An 18,998-nucleotide genomic window follows, 5' to 3' on the forward strand; every position below is an offset into this window, starting at 1 on the left:
ACCTCGCTTTCCAGGCTGCGGCAACGATAATTCTAATTAAAAAAATTACCATGATCTTGATCGTCTCATGCTATCGGGACGAACCTTGAAAAAACTATTCCGGAACGGCAAATGGGAAAAGCCAGCATTTTATCGGCGAATCAATGAAAATGCATACGACAGTTCGCGGCCGATCTGGCGTGCGCGTTCGGCGTACTTTTTACTTTCAAAGGGTGTTCCGTCAAAGTTTTTAGGATCATCGTAAGGAAGCGATATACGTGAAGCCGCACCTTCCACAACAGGGCAATGCTGGTCTGCATCGGAGCAGGTCATCACGGCACAAAAGTCTTTTTCCGGATTGCCGGGTGCATAGAACGTTTTGGAATAAATGCGCATTGGCTCGGCATCGTCAGCATAACGCACTTCATATACCGGGTTGTCACCTTCGGTAACAGCATTAATATCAAAACCCATGCTCTTCATGGCAAGCACTGCACGCAGGTTGAAAGCGGTGGCTTCGGTTCCACCGGAGTAACTTATTACGCCCGGTATAGTATAGTAATCTGCCAGAGCCTGTGCCCACAACTGCGCAATATGACTTCTGCGTGAATTATGTGTACAGATAAAAACGAGCTCGGCTCTTTTTGCTTCTGCTGTTTTACTTTCAATGAAGGCTGTCAGTTTTTTAAGCACATCTTTTCTGGCTTCGGAGATCGCCGTGTGTTCTTCCTGCAAATCTTCGATGTATTGAGCGAGTGCCGGATATAGTATAATTTTCTTTTCAGGAGCAAGTGCCATAGGTATAACTAAAAGGTAAATGTATAGGTCAACATCAGCAGGTTTCTTTTGGAATAAAGCGTGAGAATATATCTGCAAAGTTCTCTTTCGCTTCTGTCCACACCTTTTCATCAATGCAGTAATTCAGTTTAGGTCCTTCCACTTCACCTTTAATGATTCCTACATCTTTCAACGCTTTCAGGTGTTGCGAGATGGTAGATTGCGAGAGCGGAAGCTCGTGTACCAGATCGTTTGTAATACAGGTCTGGTTATTCAACAGGTATTCAATAATGGCTACGCGTGCCGGATGATCAAAAGCGGTTGCCAGGGTAGCCAGCCTGTTCTGACGTTTTTTGAAAAGCTCTGACTTTGTAAGTCCCATAGTATCGTTATAACGCAATATAGCGATAGCAGATTTACCGGGCTAATTAACTTTTTGTAAATAAAAAAAGTCCCGCGTGCTGGCGGGACTTTGCGCTTTTGTGCGGTTCTATTTTTTAGGAGAGATCTTGGTATTATCCGGAAAAAGTTGCGGTTGTTTAAAATCATCTTTGCTAACAGCGCTTTCCTTTCCGAGGTACGTCCAGTTAATGGAACCAGAGTATTTTTTGAATACCGCGTTGAGATCCTGCACCGTTAGTTTTTCTACTTCACTCATAAAACTCTCCGCTTTTCTCCAGTCACCAGCTACTTCCCGTGTACCAAGCGTCATGCTTTGCGTATCGTTAGTCTCCTGTCCCATAAAGAAGGAAGTAATATAGCCTTCTTTCATATCTTTCAATTCTTTTTCAGAGAAGCCCTGGTTCTTTACTTTGTTCACTTCATCGATCATTACCTGCAAGGATTGCTTCGGATCGGTAGTAGATATATAGAACGTTGCATACGGATTGGTGATGGCTGCCGATGCATATCCTACCGAAGGGGCATACGATAAACTTCTCTTCGTGCGAAGCTCTATAAAGAAGCGATCGTAGAGAATGGTGGTAGCCAGCATCATGGCAGTGCCTTCTTTTTCATTTACAGCCGGAGCATTCATCAGGCCGCGGATATAGTTTGTGGCTATATCACGATTTTCAATGGTAGCCTGTGGTTTTAATTCAACCTTCTTCTCTGGTTGAAAAGCTTTACCTGCCGGAATACCTTTAAATGCTGCGGATACCTTTTGTTTCAGGTCGGCTTCTGTTACATTACCAACCACTACAATAAAGCAATTTTGTTTACCAAGAACAGAGCGATAGTGTGCTGCAACCTGCTCTACCGTTAGTTTCTCCAGACTGGTCACCGTGCCGTTGTATATTTTGCTATAATTGCGCCCCGCAAAAGCGTTCTGCAAACTTTGGTTTCGCAGATGTGCATCAGGGTTAGCTTCTTCTTCTTTTGCTGCAGATACTGCGCGGCCTTTCAACAAGTCGAATTCCTTCGGATCAAAGGCCGGGTTTACAATAGCATCGGAGTACAATTTCCACGATGTGTCCCAAAACTCTTTTATACACGACATACTGATCTCGCTATAGTCTAATGATGTGCTGGAGCCAATGGTAGTGCCTACCTTTTCGAGCGCAGTGGCAAAGGCAGTTTTATTCAGACTCTTCGTTCCGCCTTCGGTTGCTACCCAGAGTGCAAGGGCTTCTATACCTTCCTGCTCTTTGCTATAGTTTGCTGTGCCACCTTTAATAAAGAAGCGAACGCTGATAATTTCTTTTACCGAGGGTTTGAAAATTACTTTGACGCCATCGACCATAAATTCGCGAGGCTTTTCTTCCGGTGGTGCAGTAAACCCTTGTGTGATGCACGCCACCATTAACAGTATATAGCAGATATATTTCTTCATAGACTTATTTCTTTAAAGTTTTGAGACTTGCCTCCAGCGATGATTTGTTTTGTGGTGTAGAGAGCACACCGATAACATGTGGTTTTCCCTTTATATAAGTACGCACATAGCGCTGTATATCCTGACGGGTAACTTTTTTCAGATTGTTTACATAGCCGGTATAGTAATCGATGGTTGCCGAAGCCCACCAGAATGTAACCGTGTGAATGAAATTCGATGTCTTTTCACGACCGTGGGCATCATCAATTGCCAACATGTTTTTGGCCGTTTCGAGTTGCTCATCGGTAAAGTATGTATCGCTGTCCCACTGGTTCACGTGCTCTTCAACCTTTTCAATCACTTCTTTGATCTTGTCGGGGCGAGGCACTACAAAGGCAGTGATGGGGCCGGTATATTTACAAGTCTGGTAACTTAAATTAGCGTTAAAAGCCAGCCCGCTTTCTACCAGTTCCTGCTGAAATTTAGACGACTGTTGTTGTAATATATAGGAGAACACATCGGCAGCATACGTAGCGGGCAAATCGTGGCGCGTATCGGGTCCGTGCCATCCCATTACTATAAAAGGATTGCGTGCGTTGGCGTTTTCGGTGATAAACACCTTGGTTTCTGTAAGCGGCTTGAACTCCGGTATCGGGAACTTCACAAACGGGTCGAAATCTGAAGGCTGCCAGCTCTCAAACAGTTCGGTTGCTTTTTTGAAAGCTTCATCGTGATTTACATCGCCCGCAATCACCAGGATGGAGTTGTTGGGGTAATAATATTTTTTCTGGATGGTTTGCATCTTCTGTGTTGTGGCGGTGAGAATGATATGGTGATCGCCAATAGCATTCTTGCGGCTATACAGATCGCCCCACATGTTTCTTGCAAAATCACTGAAAAGCCAGAATGCGGGGTTCGATTCATTACGCTGAAACTCGCCATCTACAACAGGGTTCTCGTTCTTCATTTCCTTCTCATCGAAGAGCGGATAGCGGATTGCAGAATTCATGAACGAGAGTCCTTCTGACAGGAATTTTTTATTCAGCGTAAAGAAGTAGTTCACGCGTTCATTGGATGTGGTGCCGTTAAATGCAATGCCGAGCTCGTTCACACGGTTCAGAAATGCCTCCTGCGAGGGCAGGTCTTTGTTGGCTTTAAAGAACATGTGCTCGTACAAATGCGACAGGCCGTTGTATTCAGGATCTTCGGTATAAGCACCGTTCTTCACACATACCTCAATGGTAATAAGCGGAACGGTGCGATCTTCAATGACCAGAACCTCCAATCCATTCTTGAGTTTGGTAAGGTGAAAATTAGCAGGTAGCTGCTGTGCCGTGACAGTCTTTAACAAGAGCATCAGGCAAAGGGCGGGAAACAATCTTTTCATGCGCAATAGTGCTTTTTGGTTTTGGTTAATGAGTGCGTTTGCAATAGCCTTGCCAGTATACGCATATACTGACACTTTTTAACATACACAATTTAGAGGGCCAAAATGATGAGAAAAGCCGAATCTTACAATGGCGGGACTATAAATTCCGTCAAATGGCGATGCGCTATAGCTTTATGTATATACTGTGTGTACAAAAAATGATCGCTTGCGGACGGTTATAGAAACAGAAGAAGCCGCATCACCCTCTGTGGGTGGTGCGGCTTCTGCAGGGATATAGTATAGCAAATACTTACTGCCTGGCGTACATCACAATGGATGCTTTGGCAATAACAGCCTGGTTGATGTAAAAACCTACGAGCGCAGGGCCGGTGTTTTTATCGAGATCTATTTTATTCTTCAATGCATACACTGTGATCAGGTACTCGTGTATGGGACCGGCCGGAGGGCATGGACCACCATAGCCCTGCTTGCCGAAATCAGTAAGACTTTGCACCGCTCCGGCCGGTGCTATGGCTTTTGTAATGTCGCCTGCGTTGGCTTTAAGCTCCGTTACATTTGCTGGTATATTAAAGATCAGCCAGTGCCAGAACCCGCTGCCGGTGGGTGCATCTTTGTCATAAATCGTTACAGCAAAGTATTGTGTTTCTTTAGGAGCATGTTCCCAATACAGTTGAGGCGAGATATTTTCACCGGAACATCCAAAGCCATTAAAGAATTGTTTGTTGGTAGCTTGTCCACCAATGTCATTGCTTTTCAGCGTAAACGTCTGTGCTGAAGCAAACGCAACGATGCACAATGCCAGCGCAGAGAAAAATAATTTTTTCATAGCGAATAATTTAAAGTTGTTTGATGCAAAATTAATTCCTGCCTCCGGCAGGCGATATAGCGGAAAGATCAAAAACTGTTTCAAACAGCTCAAACATTTTGCTGGTAGGCTTTGGGCGTTTTACCAAATTCTTTCTTGAAGGCTTGTACAAAACTCGAGAGATTTTCATACCCCAGGTCAAGGTGTATTTCACTCGCTTTTGCTTTTTCATACTTTAATAGAAAAGCTGCCTGCTGCATCTTTCGTAAATGAAACCACCGCGAAGGTGCCATGCCGTATACTTCTTCAAACTTTCGTTTAAATGTAGAAACACTCATGTTGCAGAGAAACGATAATTCCTCCAACGAAAGGTTCAATGAAGTTTTGCTCTCCACCACTTTACGCAACGGGAGATCAGATGCATTAACGTTGAATATAAACCGGAGAAATTGCTGCGGATACCGGTCACACAGATATAGCATTACCTCATCGAACTTGATCTGTAACAATGAAGCCGACAGCGTGGTGGGATGGCAGTGAAGATGCTGCAAGGAGTGTACAAAATTGCGAATGAAGTCGTCTTGTGCAAACAGGAAATGCGAGAGCCGCTCGCTGCTGTTCCGTGGTGCGTGTGTGAATAGCGATACGTATTTATCACGAAACGCTACCAAATGACTGTCGGAGAAAATGAATATGAAACTGCGGTATTGCCTGTCTTGCGAATAGCGCTCCGTCATAATGCAATTACCAGCCGGTATCAGCATGGCTTTGCTTGGATTGAATCGCACAGACTCATCATAAAAATGTACTTCCTTCTCACCCTCTTGCAGAAAACTGAATACGTGCTTGCTGGCTATAATCTTGGTCTTTACAGGTTGCTGGTTCGTAGTCTGGTAGTCGAACAAAATCAGGTCACCAACCGGCAGATTGTTGGCCGCCATCAGGTCTTCCGGAAGTGCATAAGCAGTAGTCATACAGCAAAAATACATAATCTGTTTGTAGTCGTAAGCAGCACCTGAAAGGAGTGGTTTATGTAAAAATTAAAGAACAAACCATTGCATATAGATTATCGTATGACGAACCTTTAAGTTTGCGGCCCGTAAAATATCTCCGTGTAATTTTTCGACACTTAAAAAGACAAATGCCTGTAGCTGTTAATGATTACCGTATGGAGGAGAGGGTGGTGGCAGCAGGATATATTTTTCAGATACGATTAAACGTTATAGACATACAATAATCTTATAACGGTTGAATTCGTAACAAAATAAAAACATAGGAGTCATAGGGGATTACTGGCCTTTAGCTGTCATGAATAAATTGAAACCAATAACGCATGATTATACGAGTACCTGTTTTTTTTGCAGTGCTTCTGGCACTCATGTCACACACAGCGTGCGCTCAGCAGCGCCATACACTGAGCGGCTATATCAAAGACGCAGCCAACGGTGAAGTGCTGGTAGGCGCTACGATCTACATCAAAGAGATCGGCAAAGGTGCCGTAACGAATGTATACGGATTCTATTCCATTACCATACCACCCTCGGCCTATACGGTAGAGTATAGTTTTGTAGGATATCAGCGAACGGAGAAGCAGCTCACGCTGGATAAAGATGTACGCATCGATGTAGAACTGAGCTCCGACAGCAAACAACTTCAGGAAGTAGTGGTAACGGCTGAGGAAGAACAACAAACGGCCAACGTACAGAGCGTGGAGATGAGCACAGCCAAGCTCGATATTAAAACCATTCGCAAGATACCGGCCTTTCTGGGTGAAGTAGATGTTATCAAAAGTCTGCAGCTTCTGCCGGGTGTTACAACGGTAGGGGAAGGCGCCTCCGGCTTCAATGTGCGCGGAGGAAGTGTAGGGCAGAACCTCATTCTGCAAGACGAAGCTCCGGTATATAATTCATCACACATGCTCGGCTTCTTCTCAGCCTTCAACCCCGATGCCGTGAAAGATACCAAGCTGTATAAAGGCGCAATCCCTTCGCGTTATGGCGGCAGGCTTGCTTCCATCCTCGATGTACGCATGAAAGATGGTAACAGCAAGGAATATGAAACAACCGGAGGTATCGGTACGATCTTCAGCCGGTTGTCATTCGAAGGACCGATCGTGAAAGACAAAGGTTCTTTTATAGTATCGGGCCGCCGATCATATATCGATGTGCTTGCAAGGCCTTTTGTAGATATCCTGAAGGATGGCGGTGCTCTTAACTTTTATGACCTTACTGCGAAAGCCAACTATAGCCTGAACGATCGCAATCGTGTATACCTCTCCGGGTATTTTGGCCGCGATAATTTTTACTTCGACAAGAACCAGGGCTTTAACTGGGGAAACGCTACGGCTACCATTCGCTGGAACCACCTGTTCAATGAAAAACTATTCTCGAACATAACCGGTGTATACAGCAGCTATGAATACGAGCTGCAATTTGGTGATGACGACCGAAACCGCTTCAAGTGGAATTCATCTATTTCTAACTTTATACTCAAGCCGGAGTTCAGTTACTTCATCAGCAGTAACAATGAACTGAACTTTGGTGCTGAGGCAATCTATTATTTCTTTGAGCCAGCCAAGGCCAGAGGCATATCCAACGGTCAGCCTACCGATGTGAGTCTCGATCGCAAGTATAATTTGGAATCATCGCTCTATGTCAATGATAACCTTAAGGTAAACGAAATACTTTCGGTTGAATATGGCTTGCGTTTCTCCAACTTCAAGTACTTTGGTCCGGGCACAGTATATACCTACAACGATACTATACCGGGCAAACGCAAGAGTGTAGCATCAGAAACTACCTATAGCCGTGGTAAAACAATTGCCAACTTCAACAACCTGCAGCCGCGATTCTCCTTCAAAGCTTCGCTTTCTGAAACAAGCTCCGTGAAGGGAAGTTACAACCGCATGGTGCAATACCTGCACCTCATATCCAACACCACAGCTTCTAATCCGCTGGATGTATGGACGCCAACATCCAACAATATAAAACCGGAGATAGGCGATCAGTTTACACTTGGTTACTTCCGGTCGTTGAATATGGGCCATGCCAAATGGGAAGCATCGGTGGAAGGATACTATCGGAAAACGCAAAACCAGATCGACTATATTGATGGTGCAGATTTACTGATCAACAAATACCTGGAAGGCGATCTGCTCAGTGGCAAAGGGCGCGCGTATGGTGTGGAGTTTTACCTGCAAAAGAAAACCGGGCGCCTGAACGGATGGGTAAGCTATACATTGGGCCGCACCGAATTGAAAGTAGATGGCATTAACAACGGCTCATGGTACCCTACACGCTATGACCAGACGCACAATGTAAAGGTTGCCGCTTTCTATGACATCAACAAGCGCTGGTCGGTATCGGCTGACTTTATTTTTATTTCGGGTACGCCTACTACATTCCCTACTTCACGCTACGTGATACAAGGTATATTAATCCCCGAGAATGCAAACGGCTCGCGTAACAATGTACGATTGCCGAACTACAACCGGCTGGATATTTCATTTCGCTTAGAAGGCAGGGAATATAGCCGGAAAGGGAAGGAGCGGAAGAATCGCGACTACTGGGTGTTTTCGGTATACAATGTATACGCCCGGAAGAATGCCTTCTCGATATACTTTGCTCAATCCAACGAGCGCGTGCCCGCTGGCCAGCCTATCAAATCGGAAGCAACACAAATGTCACTCATTGGTAGTTTTGTACCGGCTATATCTTACAACTTTAAATTCTAACAGAGCAGCATCATGAAATTTCATAAACAACTCATTGGTATACTGTTGGGAGCTTCGCTGTTTTACTCTTGCGAAAAGACTATAAATCCCCAACTGGAAAGTGCAGCGCCCATGCTCGTAGTAGATGCATGGTTGAATAATAAAGTAGAAGACCAGCTTGTAAAGCTCAGCTGGTCGCAATCTTATTTAGACAACGAAGTGCCGCCCGGTGTATCCGGAGCTACCGTAACCGTACGCTACGATGGCGGTGAGATTGCTTTCACGGAAGATGCAGACACCCCCGGCACTTATCGCTGGGTAGCAACCGATGCCACTTCAAAGGATGTGTTCGGTACAATTGGCCGCCGGTATACCTTAACCGTGAAAGTTGGCGAAGAAACATACCAGGCTACATCACGCATCAACCGCACCGTGCCGATCGATAGCATTACCTTTACATACGATGAAAATGATCCGCAATATCCGGATAACTCCTATACCGCAGAGTTCTGGGCTACCGATGCTGTAGGAAAAGGCGATACCTATTGGATACGTGGCTATAAGAATAAAGTAGCATTGCTAAAGCCTAGCGAGATCACCGTAGCATACGATGCAGGGTTCTCTGGCGGTGGTAATTTTGATGGTGTTACATTCCTGCCTCCGTTGCGCAGCGTAAACCCCGATGAACAGGATGCTGACGACAAGCAGTTGTCGCCCTATGAGCCAGGCGACTCTGTATATGTAGAGATTCATTCAATAACCCTGGAGGCTTATAACTTTTTGAACGAAGTAATTGTGCAGACCGACCGGCCGGGTGGATTTGGCGAGCTCTTTTCAACACCGCTTTCGAATGTATCGACCAATATTGTTAATACAGATTCGAATGGAAGAAAGGCGTTGGGCTTCTTTAATGTATCGGCTGTATCCGGTATGGGTAAGAAGTTGAAAGAGTAGCGTCTCTTTTGCATAAGTTATTCCAAAGAGGCCGCGCGAAGCGGCCTCTTTTGTTGTAACAACCTCTAAAACACTTGAGAATGTGGATGGGCTTCTTTTCTAAAGAGAAGTTACGAAGAAAAAATGAGTGTAAACAGAAATATCATAAATAGTATAAAGTACATTTTTACACTTATTCCTGATCGTTACTATTTCATGTCTGCTTATGCAGTTGTGGAAATGAAAGTATTTTTTTGTATCTATGATAACTGATTGTTGTGAAGCGATTACTATCTATACTATTCCTGCTGGTATTCCTGTTCAATGTAATAGGGTACTATGGATTGTATTGGCTTACCCGCGAGCACCTGCGTGCCAACATGCAACAGCAACTGGATGCCGGCCAGTATACCGAAAGTGAGGCGGTAACGCTGAAGATTCCGCTGTCGTTACCCTACCCATTATTAAATGATAATCAGTATGAACGTATAAACGGTTCCTTCGAGCATCAGGGCGCTTTTTATAAACTGGTAAAACAGAAGCTTGTAAACGATACGCTATATGTAGTATGTATACCCGATCATCGTGAAAAGATGCTGCACACGGCAATGACCGATTTTATCAAAAGCATCAACGATCTTCCGGCTACTTCCAAAACCCTGAAGTTACTGGGAAGCTTCATTAAAGATTTTGAACTACACGATGCTGTGACAATACCAAAAGAAACAGCGTGTTTACTGTATACCCTGTATGCTGTAAAAGAATATATACTTCTGTCCGGTATACATACCATTTCTACGCCGCCACCGCAGGTGCCGGGCTAATCTTCCGGATATCTGTACGCTATTCTGAGTATATACCGCAAGGGGTAATCTCCTTTGTGTAGATATCCGCTTTCCCGATTCATTCTTTATTCAGTATTAACGTCTGTGCATTGGCATACTCCATTTCGTATGGATTGTGCCAATACACAATAACCCATTTTTATGCCCTATATTCCAGTAGAGGAGCATCTGCCCGGTATTATGGGGTTGCTCGAATATTGTAAGGACTCTGCCGAGCCTATCCGTGAGCTTACGCAGTATTTACTTCGCGGCCCATCTTCATTAACCGGAGGCGAACTCATTGCTACCATTGTATCGTACAATAACCAGTGCCAATTCTGTACCGCAGCACATACGGCTGCTGCCGATTTACGCTGTGGCGATGAAAGTATAGCGGAACAGGTAAAGCAGGATATAGAGACAGCACCCGTAACCCGGTTGCCACAAGGGTACGACCACCTCAGACAAAAAAACAAGGATAAACCGGCAACTGACATTAAACCTTGAACCCCTGAACCTTGAACCCCTGAACTTCTGAACTTTGAACCTCAAACTATACATAACCATGAATTACCCTAACTTCACACACCTCTGCATGAAATATATACACTACGTTACTGTAGGCTTTCCGTTGTTAGCTATTGTGCTGGTTGCATGCACACGTACCAATACCTGCCATGAAGAAATGATTGCCATTCTGGCCAGTGCAAAAGAGGAAGGAAAGAACCCGAAGAATCAATATGTACCAGAGGTGAAAATGAAATATATGGATTCACTGCTCAGCCTGCCGCACAGCACACCCAGCGAAATAGCGTACTGCAAATATCTGAAGGCAAATATACTGCTGGAGCTGGGCCGCGAGGAGGAAGCTATAGAACTGTTTGAATACCTGGTGAACAACACGAATACATACCAGGCGGAAAAGATATGGAAAGACCTGGCGCTGACATACCTGCGCGTAGGAGAACGTAGCAATTGCATCTCCAATCACGCAGCTGAATCATGTTTGCTGCCAATCAAGGGACTTGGTGTGCACCGCGATGGATCAGGATCGCGCAAAGCAATCGCTATCTATGAAAAAGTACTGACCAGAGACCCACGTGATCTTGAGTCGCGCTGGTTGCTGAATATAGCCTATATGACGCTCGGTGAATATCCGGACAAAGTGCCTGCTCAATTTTTACTGCCCGATATGCAGGGTGATACTACAAACAAAGTAAACTCCTTTATTGATATAGCGGCTGACCTGAAGCTGGATTTGAAAAACATGGCCGGTGCCAGCATTGCAGATGACTTCGACAATGATGGTTACATGGACATTGTAACCTGTGGTTGGTCGCTGGAGGATGAGATAAATTTCTTCCGCAATAAAACCGATGGAACCTTTGAAGATAGATCTGCCATGTCAGGATTGAAAGGAATTTCCGGAGGCCTTAATATGGTGCAGACGGACTATAACAACGATGGCTATAAAGATATATTTGTACTGCGCGGTGCGTGGAAGGGCGAGTACGGCGAAGACCCCAATTCGCTGCTTCGTAATAATGGAGATGGTACATTTACCGATGTAACGACACAAAGCGGATTATTATCATTCCACCCTACACAGACTGCGACCTGGAATGATTTCAACAACGATGGATGGGTTGATGTATTTATCGGGAACGAAGCCTCATTGAAAGGCATACAACAACCTCATCCGTGCGAGCTATATATCAATAACCAGGATGGAACGTTCACGGAAGTAGCCGCAAAAACAAATTCAAACTTTGAAGGCTTTGTAAAGTCAGTCACTTCCGGTGATTATGATAACGATGGCTGGAAGGATATTTTTATTTCTACTATGAACCGGGGAAGACATCTCTTCCGGAATAAGGGTATGCAGAATGGACAACTGGTATTTGAAGATGTATCGCGCTATGCCGGCATTGACACGACCCCGGAAAAGAGAACTTTCCCATCGTGGTTCTGGGATTTCGACAACGATGGATGGCTGGATATATTTGTTTGCGACTATACCTTCGATAACTCATTGGCGTATTATGCCGCTTCCGAAAAGCTGCATGTACCAGCCGGTAGTCCTGACAAGATGTTTCTCTATCACAACAATCATGACGGTACGTTTACCAATGTGGCGAAAGAGTGTGGCCTTGATAAAATGGTGTTTGCCATGGGTTCCAACTTTGGCGACATTGATAACGATGGCTACCTCGATATGTATCTCGGCACGGGCAATCCTAATTATCAATCGCTCGTGCCTAACAAGATGTTTCGTAATGTAGCGGGCAAAAAATTTGTAGACGTAACGGCCTCTGCGCGGGTAGGTCATTTACAGAAAGGCCATGGTGTTTCATTTGCCGATATGGATAACGATGGCGATCAGGATATATACATTGATATGGGCGGGGCGTTTCCCGGTGATGCTTATCAGAATTCTTTCTTTATGAATCCCGGCCAGGGCGATAATCATTGGATCAGCATTCAACTGGAAGGAACAAAAGCAAACCGGTTAGCGATCGGCTCACGGATAAAGATAACGTGCACCGAGAATGGCAGGCAACGCACTATATACCGCGATGTAAATTCCGGTGGCAGTTTTGGTTCATCGCCACTGCGGCGAGAGATTGGTTTGGGGAGAGCAACGCAGATCGATGCGTTGGAAATACGTTGGCATGGCAGCAATACAACAGAAGTGTTCAGAAATATAAAAGCGGATCAGTTTATTAAGATTACCGAAGGCACAAAAACCATAGTGCCTGTTAAGCTGCAGAAGATCAATTGGGTGCTACCAGAGAAACTCTGCGGCCCGTTAGCGGTTAATAATTAAATAAAGGTTATCGAGGAGTTACAGGTGCATGACTGTAACTCCCGTAACCGACTAAGGAATGTTAATAGTACGCTTGTATACCTATAGTTACTGCGTTTTTACAGATGGCCAGTTTTCATCCGCTTTTTTAATCAGTTGTTGTTGATCTTTTGTCCATGTTGCCTGCACACTTTTGTTGTAGTTGAAATATAGCTTGCCGTTTACAACGGTCCATGCATCGGGTTGTGTTGGTGCCTTGTGTCCTTGCGAAGTTCCGTAAGCACAATAACCACCATATTGAGGGGCATATTTTTCCGGCGATGCCTTGAATGCTTCCAGGTTTTCTTTTGAGGCAAACGACCATTTCGCGCTATTCCAGACCCAGGTATATTCCTTTTTGCCTTTTATAGGTTTGCCCTGCTGGAAGTAGGCAACAGGATCGTAACCACGAATAGCACCTTCATCTGTGGTGAATACTTCTCCCGTCTGCGCCAGCAACGGTGTTACCATCAGGAAGAATAGCGAAACAATAATCATATTTTTCATAAGCGTTAAGTATTATAATGTATTGAATTGAATACGTAGCTTTTGGCCGGATGTTTAAAGTATGCACCGATTTGTACAGCCGGCGACAATTCTATAGGAGAAAGTAAGTATCGACAGTAACCTTTCTTTGCTCGATACATCAGTCGGCTCTTCTTTCAATTTGATTTTGGCCGGGGCATTCCCGCGGCAGTAATAATTATCTATCTTTCCGGAAAAGTGCCGTGCAGCGGATCAATGTGTGCGAAGCCTGCAGGCCAGCTGGTATATATGGAATCACCTTTTGAATATGTAACGGTTCTCATCTCCATTGTGCTGGGAATGGGAATAACACAACTCGTTTCAGGATTTGCTGCGATCGTCATCAAATGGGAGCGGGTAAAGATCTATTGGCCGCACATGATCCTGATTCTGCTGGTGTTTATTATTCATATACAGGACTGGTGGGCAACGTATGAGCTTCATACGTATGCTTACTGGCGATTGCCAACGTTTCTTTTCATTATCCTATACCCGGTGAACCTGTATATACTTACCCGCATACTGTTTCCACCGCGTTGGAATGTGAAAGAAATCGACTTGAAGAAATTCTATTTTGAGAATTACCGGAAGATATACCTCTTCATGATCTTTCTGCCAGCGCATTCTATTCTGGAAAATGTATTTCTGGCAGGCTACAGAATTCGCGATCAATTTGTACAAATGTTCCTGCTGGCGATTTTGATACCCGTGGCATGGCTGAATCGTAAAGACGAGTGGATACACAAAGCCATTGCCGTTATATTTCTGGTAATCATGATCGTTACGTTTGCCGTGGCCTGGAATATATTCCTGATCACCAATAATTGACAGTGTATCCGATGGCAGGCATTAATTACTTCGTTCTGTCATCACTTTTATTTCAGCCGAATCAGGACTTGACACTGTGGAAATTCATGTAGTATAGCTTCGTATAATGCCCTTCGTTTCGCCCGCAAAGCAATGTTCGATGGTGTGATAATCGGGAGTGCTGAAATGCAAGCTGCCCTTTATAAACCCCAGCACAAATTGGCGGCTAAAGTGTATATCAGGAATAATACAACGGCTTCGTTTCACGCATTTGTCGTTGCATCTGTTCTTGCGTGGCCTGAAGCTCTTCCATGTTCTGACGCATCTCTTCTTCCTGTGCCCGCAGCTCTTCAGCCTGTTCCTGTGAACGTTGAAGCAGATAACGCGTTTGTGCATTTACCTTTTCATTCGAAATTTCAGAAGCCAGTAAATCACCAAACTGACGGAAGAAATCAAGTTCATGCGGACTCAGTTTACGGAACGATGCTATTTCGATTACGCCTTGTATAATTTCATTATGAATCAGAGGAAGAATAACAACATTGTTGGGTGTAGCGTTGCCAAGCCCGGAAGTAATTTTGATATAATCCTGCGGAACATCGGTGATATAGATCATCTCCTTCTCCAGGCACGCCTGCCCTATAAGGCCACTGCCGAAATATATAGTCTTCTGCATAAACTTTTTCCGGTCGTATGCATAGCACGCTGCGAGCTCAAGTTGTTCCGCTTCATCATCCGATATTGTAAAAAGAGAACCTTGTGAAGCTTTTAACGATCGCACCACAAACTGGATGGCAGCATCATATAAACTATCGCGGTCGCCATGCTTCTGCCGCATAATCTTGCCAGCCTCTGTCAATCGCTGCGATACCCATGCAGCCAGTTGTTCTTTTATGGCAGACTGCTTGAGATTATCGCGCATAAGCAACAGCGATTCAGCAATGGCACCCTTGTTGTTAAAGATCATTACTTCCGATTCAAAATTTCCCTTTCCAACATCGCTCGTGAAGGAACGCAGATTGTTAAGATTATACACCAGCGTCTTCAGCGAGTTAAGCATGTTGCCAATCTCGTCTTTCCCTGTTTTTACATCTACCGATGGCAGTTCACCTTCTGAAATTTTAAGCAGGGTATCTTTTGTCTGCAGTATAGGGCGGGAAATCATGTTGCCGAGAAATTGTGAAAACGTGAACACAAAGATTATCGTTCCGACAAAGAACACGATCAATAGTGTATTGGCGGTCATTATAGTTTTCTGATACTCGGCATTAGTCGTGTCGCGCATGGTGTTCGCTACATCAGCTGCATGCGATATAGCCCTCTTGAAAGATTCAAACATAGAGGAATAGTCAGTGAGTATTCTGCTGCGTACAGCCAGAAATAAACTATCCTGACGTGAACCATCGGCTTTGGCAGCGAGTGCCATGTTCTGGTCTGTAAACTCAATAAGCGGATTAACGATCTCAAAAAGGGCAACAGTAGCTTGGGTTAGTTGCTCGTGGTTGAGATGCTCTTGTGACGCCAGAATAGCTTCTTTCAAGTCGTCTACACGCTTGCGATGCAGGCTATAGTTCCGCTCGTTCAGATCAATCTGTTGGCTCATGGTCTGGGTGTCAGCCAGAAGTGCTGTTAGTATTTCACCGCGCAGCGCATTCAGGCTTACGCGCAGATCAGAAAGATCGATCTTGAATTTATCCATAACTTCAAGCTGATCGGCTTTTTGAGAAAGTATATTTTGCGATGAAAAGACAATCGCCAATACAAGCACAAAAGACGTAAGGAACGTAAGGCTGAGAATGAGAAATTTCTTTTTCAGGTTAAGGTTATACAGTAAGGCAGTCATGAATATATATGTTTTTGGATACAGTATCTGTGGTGCGTTAAGCCTTATTTTTTTGGTGAAGACAATTGTACGGCCTGGTTATCATTTTGAGAATATACCATAGACAATCGTCTTGATAAAAAGTTGTCTGTTTTACATCGAAGGAAATGATAAAGCATTACCGCTACCGGATAGATAACAACTTGCTTTATTCAAAGGGGGGAACTTCTTGCGTTTGAAACATATACGGCGTACATGTTTCTTTATAATCAAACTTAAAGAACTGAGAGGATAGATACAAAACGCGTTGCGCTTTTTTTTCTTTCAGGTGCCAATTATATATACTTTTGGCTTAAAAAAAGATTAAGAATCGATTACTATCCTCGTTTATAGTTAATGAATTAACCGACCCCTATCCATGAATAGATATATTTAGATACAATAATTATGAAATTAAAAGTAAACATACATTAACGCTATGCTGTATCCAATATGGAAAGATCTGTGCTGGAACCAACCGGATTTATACATTTGCCTTGAAATCGCTTCATCATTGCCCCGTTGCAGGGATATGAGGGGGAGTGAAATTTTAAGGTAATATTAAGTTCTCGGTATTTGTGTAATTCGACCTGTATACTATATCTTTATGGAAAGCCCAATTTAATTCATGCCTACCCGTTTATGGCCGGTACTTTTCCGGTTTGTTTTGTTGATTGCCCTGTCGGGCACTATATCTTTTGCCGGTACATATCGCGTTGCCCGTAAGAATTTTAAAGACCATTTTATAGAATATGTGGAGGGTGATACGGCCAGGATCAATCAATTGCTGCGTGCAGGCATTGCACTTGAAACAAAAAATCCGCCAGGTGCACGGGCATTGTATCGCCAGGCCGAGCAGTTGCTGACGCACGGTAATAAAATACTGTCAGCAAAAGTATATAATACGCTTGGCTGGTTCTATATACGGCAAAGCCAGTATGATTCTGCATCTGTCTTCTTTCATCGTGCCTTGCGGGTGCATACAACGCAGCCGGAGAAGATTGAAGGATACCGCGGACTGGCACAGATACAATTGCGAAAATCAGCATTCGATTCAGCCGTATATTTTCTTTCCACGGCTTTAGACATCGGTACTGCACAGAAAGATTACAAAAGTCTCGCACACATTCATAACGACTGGGGAAATGTAGCCATTGAAGAAAATGATTTTGTGAAAGCGCTGAATGAATACCTTCAAACGGCACAGCTATACGATAGCGTGCTGCACGATGGTATCGGTTCAGCCACCGCCCTGTTAAACATTGGCAACGTACAGTATGTACTTGGAAACCTGGATAAAGCAATATCCTATACCAACCGTGGCAAGCAACTTGCCATGGCCAATCACCACGCACGCGGTATTACATTTGCCTATAAATTATTAGGACGGATATATCGGAAGCAGCAAAAGCCCGACAGTGCCCTGCACCAGTATCAACAGGCCTTGCAACAATACGAGCGGGAAGGCGACAAGCAGAACGCTGCGGAGATCATGCAAAGTGTTGCCAATATTTATTACGATAAAGAAGAGTATACCCGCGCGCTCGAAGCCCTGAATAAAGCAATGGAATATGCCCGCGCCATCGAAGGTCCTTCTATTATGCCCTATATATATTCTTCAAAAGGCTTCGCATACTATGCTTTGAAGCAACTGGACCAGGCCCGCATATATTTTGACTCTTCGCGTATACTGGCGCAACGTACACAACGTCCGTATCTGGTGATGGATGCATACGAGATGTTGAGCCAGGTTGAAAAGGATAAGCACCACTACCCGGAAGCGTTAACACACTATGAGCGATTCACGGCTATAAAAGATAGCCTGACACAGGTGGAGAACCGGCAAGTGGTAGAAGAGATGAGCGCTAAATATGAAAGTGCCCAGAAGGAATCGGAGATATCACTGCTGCAAAAGGATAAACGCATCAACCGGATATGGACCTATACACTAACTACCATTCTTATCCTGGTGGTGCTGATGGCGTGGCTGCTGTTGAGCCGCAGTAAACTCAAAACCAAAATAGCAAGTGAACTTGCTGCGAAAGAAAGGCAGTTGGGTGTACAACAGAAAGAACTGCTCGAAGCCGAACTGCGCGCGCGCCATCTGGAAGAAGAGCGTTTAAAACAAGAGATCGACTTCAAAAATAAAGAGCTCACCACGTATACACTCAACTTGATTCAAAAGAACGAAGTAATGGAAGAGCTGCGCGCAGCCCTTGAGAACCTGAGCAAAGACGGAGGAAATCCGGTGGGCAACCTCATCCAAAAATTGAATTATAGCGCTCACCTCGATCGCGAGTGGGAAGGATTTAAACGATACTTCGAGCAGGTACATACCGGATTTCTCGAAAAACTGTTGGAACAGTATCCCGAGCTTACCACTACCGAAATGAAACTGTGTGCCCTGTTGAAATTGAACCTGGAAACAAAAGAGATTGCTTCACTGCTCGGCATCTCACCCGAGAGCGCCAAAGTATCACGCTCCAGGCTACGTAAAAAGCTGAACCTGGAAGGAGATCAGAACCTCTCCAAATTCCTCGCGACATTCAGATAGTTATAGGGTGCTGGCTATAAAAAACCGTTGTCAGAAATATAATTCTGTCCCTTTGATATCACATCTTTCAGTGAGAACGGGGATAGCAAAAGGTTAACAAACTATAAATAAACCTCGAAATCAGCCTGAAAACAAAGCGTGCCGGGATAACAACAGGTTTAGCCCGTTTCGCGGCA

The 18,998-nt window shown here is 44.4% G+C and carries 15 protein-coding genes; 7 read left to right on the forward strand and 8 right to left on the reverse strand.

The window, feature by feature from the left end; genetic code table 11:
• Nucleotides 1-129: 129 nt before the first annotated feature.
• The 6 genes from V7Q33_RS03945 to V7Q33_RS03970 all read right to left on the reverse strand — a co-directional run bounded on the left by V7Q33_RS03945 (nt 130) and on the right by V7Q33_RS03970 (nt 5,735).
• Complete coding sequence (locus V7Q33_RS03945; protein ID WP_331976067.1) at nt 130-777, reverse strand: protein-tyrosine-phosphatase; 648 nt, start codon at nt 775-777, stop codon at nt 130-132.
• A gap of 34 nt (nt 778-811) precedes the next feature.
• Complete coding sequence (locus V7Q33_RS03950; RefSeq protein WP_331976066.1) at nt 812-1,138, reverse strand: ArsR/SmtB family transcription factor; 327 nt, start codon at nt 1,136-1,138, stop codon at nt 812-814.
• A 108-nt stretch (nt 1,139-1,246) separates the two neighbouring features.
• Nucleotides 1,247-2,587, reverse strand: coding sequence for a M16 family metallopeptidase (locus V7Q33_RS03955; protein WP_331976064.1), 1,341 nt, complete (start codon nt 2,585-2,587; stop codon nt 1,247-1,249).
• A 4-nt stretch (nt 2,588-2,591) separates the two neighbouring features.
• A complete protein-coding gene (locus V7Q33_RS03960; RefSeq protein ID WP_333818967.1) occupies nt 2,592-3,953 on the reverse strand; it encodes a M16 family metallopeptidase in 1,362 nt (453 codons plus the stop codon).
• A gap of 292 nt (nt 3,954-4,245) precedes the next feature.
• Nucleotides 4,246-4,782 carry a YbhB/YbcL family Raf kinase inhibitor-like protein gene (locus V7Q33_RS03965; RefSeq protein ID WP_331976060.1) on the reverse strand — a complete coding sequence of 179 codons (537 nt, stop codon included), beginning with the start codon at nt 4,780-4,782 and terminating at the stop codon, nt 4,246-4,248.
• A gap of 89 nt (nt 4,783-4,871) precedes the next feature.
• The gene (locus V7Q33_RS03970) at nt 4,872-5,735 is read right to left on the reverse strand and encodes a helix-turn-helix domain-containing protein (protein WP_333818968.1); all 864 of its coding nucleotides are present in this window, start codon (nt 5,733-5,735) and stop codon (nt 4,872-4,874) included.
• A gap of 359 nt (nt 5,736-6,094) precedes the next feature.
• Here V7Q33_RS03970 and V7Q33_RS03975 point away from each other — a divergent pair, with 359 nt between their 5' ends.
• From V7Q33_RS03975 to V7Q33_RS03995, 5 genes are all read left to right on the forward strand, one after another.
• Nucleotides 6,095-8,494 carry a TonB-dependent receptor gene (locus tag V7Q33_RS03975; protein WP_333818969.1) on the forward strand — a complete coding sequence of 800 codons (2,400 nt, stop codon included), beginning with the start codon at nt 6,095-6,097 and terminating at the stop codon, nt 8,492-8,494.
• A gap of 12 nt (nt 8,495-8,506) precedes the next feature.
• A complete protein-coding gene (locus V7Q33_RS03980) occupies nt 8,507-9,427 on the forward strand; it encodes a DUF4249 domain-containing protein (RefSeq protein ID WP_333818970.1) in 921 nt (306 codons plus the stop codon).
• Between the two features lie 257 nt (nt 9,428-9,684).
• Complete coding sequence (locus V7Q33_RS03985; protein WP_333818971.1) at nt 9,685-10,230, forward strand: hypothetical protein; 546 nt, start codon at nt 9,685-9,687, stop codon at nt 10,228-10,230.
• A gap of 162 nt (nt 10,231-10,392) precedes the next feature.
• Nucleotides 10,393-10,737, forward strand: coding sequence for a hypothetical protein (locus V7Q33_RS03990; RefSeq protein WP_333818972.1), 345 nt, complete (start codon nt 10,393-10,395; stop codon nt 10,735-10,737).
• Between the two features lie 58 nt (nt 10,738-10,795).
• Entirely contained in the window at nt 10,796-13,057 is a 2,262-nt protein-coding gene (locus V7Q33_RS03995; RefSeq protein ID WP_333818973.1) for an FG-GAP-like repeat-containing protein, read from the forward strand.
• A gap of 87 nt (nt 13,058-13,144) precedes the next feature.
• Here the strand turns inward: V7Q33_RS03995 and V7Q33_RS04000 are convergent, their stop codons facing one another.
• Nucleotides 13,145-13,582 carry a YHS domain-containing (seleno)protein gene (locus tag V7Q33_RS04000; protein WP_331976046.1) on the reverse strand — a complete coding sequence of 146 codons (438 nt, stop codon included), beginning with the start codon at nt 13,580-13,582 and terminating at the stop codon, nt 13,145-13,147.
• A gap of 267 nt (nt 13,583-13,849) precedes the next feature.
• Here V7Q33_RS04000 and V7Q33_RS04005 point away from each other — a divergent pair, with 267 nt between their 5' ends.
• Nucleotides 13,850-14,428, forward strand: a complete 579-nt coding sequence (locus V7Q33_RS04005; protein WP_331976044.1) for a hypothetical protein — start codon at nt 13,850-13,852, stop codon at nt 14,426-14,428.
• Nucleotides 14,429-14,645: 217 nt separating this feature from the next.
• Here the strand turns inward: V7Q33_RS04005 and V7Q33_RS04010 are convergent, their stop codons facing one another.
• Nucleotides 14,646-16,250 carry a GAF domain-containing protein gene (locus tag V7Q33_RS04010; protein WP_331976042.1) on the reverse strand — a complete coding sequence of 535 codons (1,605 nt, stop codon included), beginning with the start codon at nt 16,248-16,250 and terminating at the stop codon, nt 14,646-14,648.
• Nucleotides 16,251-16,896: 646 nt separating this feature from the next.
• Between V7Q33_RS04010 and V7Q33_RS04015 the strand changes: the two genes are divergently transcribed.
• Nucleotides 16,897-18,822, forward strand: a complete 1,926-nt coding sequence (locus tag V7Q33_RS04015) for a tetratricopeptide repeat protein (RefSeq protein ID WP_331976040.1) — start codon at nt 16,897-16,899, stop codon at nt 18,820-18,822.
• Nucleotides 18,823-18,998: the final 176 nt, after the last annotated feature.

It is taken from the genome of Ohtaekwangia sp. (assembly GCF_036786105.1).
Taxonomy (GTDB): Bacteria; Bacteroidota; Bacteroidia; order Cytophagales; family Cyclobacteriaceae; genus Ohtaekwangia.

Bases quoted from the DNA above. Each gene is read 5' to 3' on its own strand.
- V7Q33_RS03945 (WP_331976067.1), bottom strand. From the start codon at position 777: ATGGCACTTGCTCCTGAAAAGAAAATTATACTATATCCGGCACTCGCT.
- V7Q33_RS03950 (WP_331976066.1), bottom strand. From the start codon at position 1,138: ATGGGACTTACAAAGTCAGAGCTTTTCAAAAAACGTCAGAACAGGCTG.
- V7Q33_RS03955 (WP_331976064.1), bottom strand. From the start codon at position 2,587: ATGAAGAAATATATCTGCTATATACTGTTAATGGTGGCGTGCATCACA.
- V7Q33_RS03960 (WP_333818967.1), bottom strand. From the start codon at position 3,953: ATGAAAAGATTGTTTCCCGCCCTTTGCCTGATGCTCTTGTTAAAGACT.
- V7Q33_RS03965 (WP_331976060.1), bottom strand. From the start codon at position 4,782: ATGAAAAAATTATTTTTCTCTGCGCTGGCATTGTGCATCGTTGCGTTT.
- V7Q33_RS03970 (WP_333818968.1), bottom strand. From the start codon at position 5,735: ATGACTACTGCTTATGCACTTCCGGAAGACCTGATGGCGGCCAACAAT.
- V7Q33_RS03975 (WP_333818969.1), top strand. From the start codon at position 6,095: ATGATTATACGAGTACCTGTTTTTTTTGCAGTGCTTCTGGCACTCATG.
- V7Q33_RS03980 (WP_333818970.1), top strand. From the start codon at position 8,507: ATGAAATTTCATAAACAACTCATTGGTATACTGTTGGGAGCTTCGCTG.
- V7Q33_RS03990 (WP_333818972.1), top strand. From the start codon at position 10,393: ATGCCCTATATTCCAGTAGAGGAGCATCTGCCCGGTATTATGGGGTTG.
- V7Q33_RS03995 (WP_333818973.1), top strand. From the start codon at position 10,796: ATGAATTACCCTAACTTCACACACCTCTGCATGAAATATATACACTAC.
- V7Q33_RS04000 (WP_331976046.1), bottom strand. From the start codon at position 13,582: ATGAAAAATATGATTATTGTTTCGCTATTCTTCCTGATGGTAACACCG.
- V7Q33_RS04005 (WP_331976044.1), top strand. From the start codon at position 13,850: ATGGAATCACCTTTTGAATATGTAACGGTTCTCATCTCCATTGTGCTG.
- V7Q33_RS04010 (WP_331976042.1), bottom strand. From the start codon at position 16,250: ATGACTGCCTTACTGTATAACCTTAACCTGAAAAAGAAATTTCTCATT.
- V7Q33_RS04015 (WP_331976040.1), top strand. From the start codon at position 16,897: ATGCCTACCCGTTTATGGCCGGTACTTTTCCGGTTTGTTTTGTTGATT.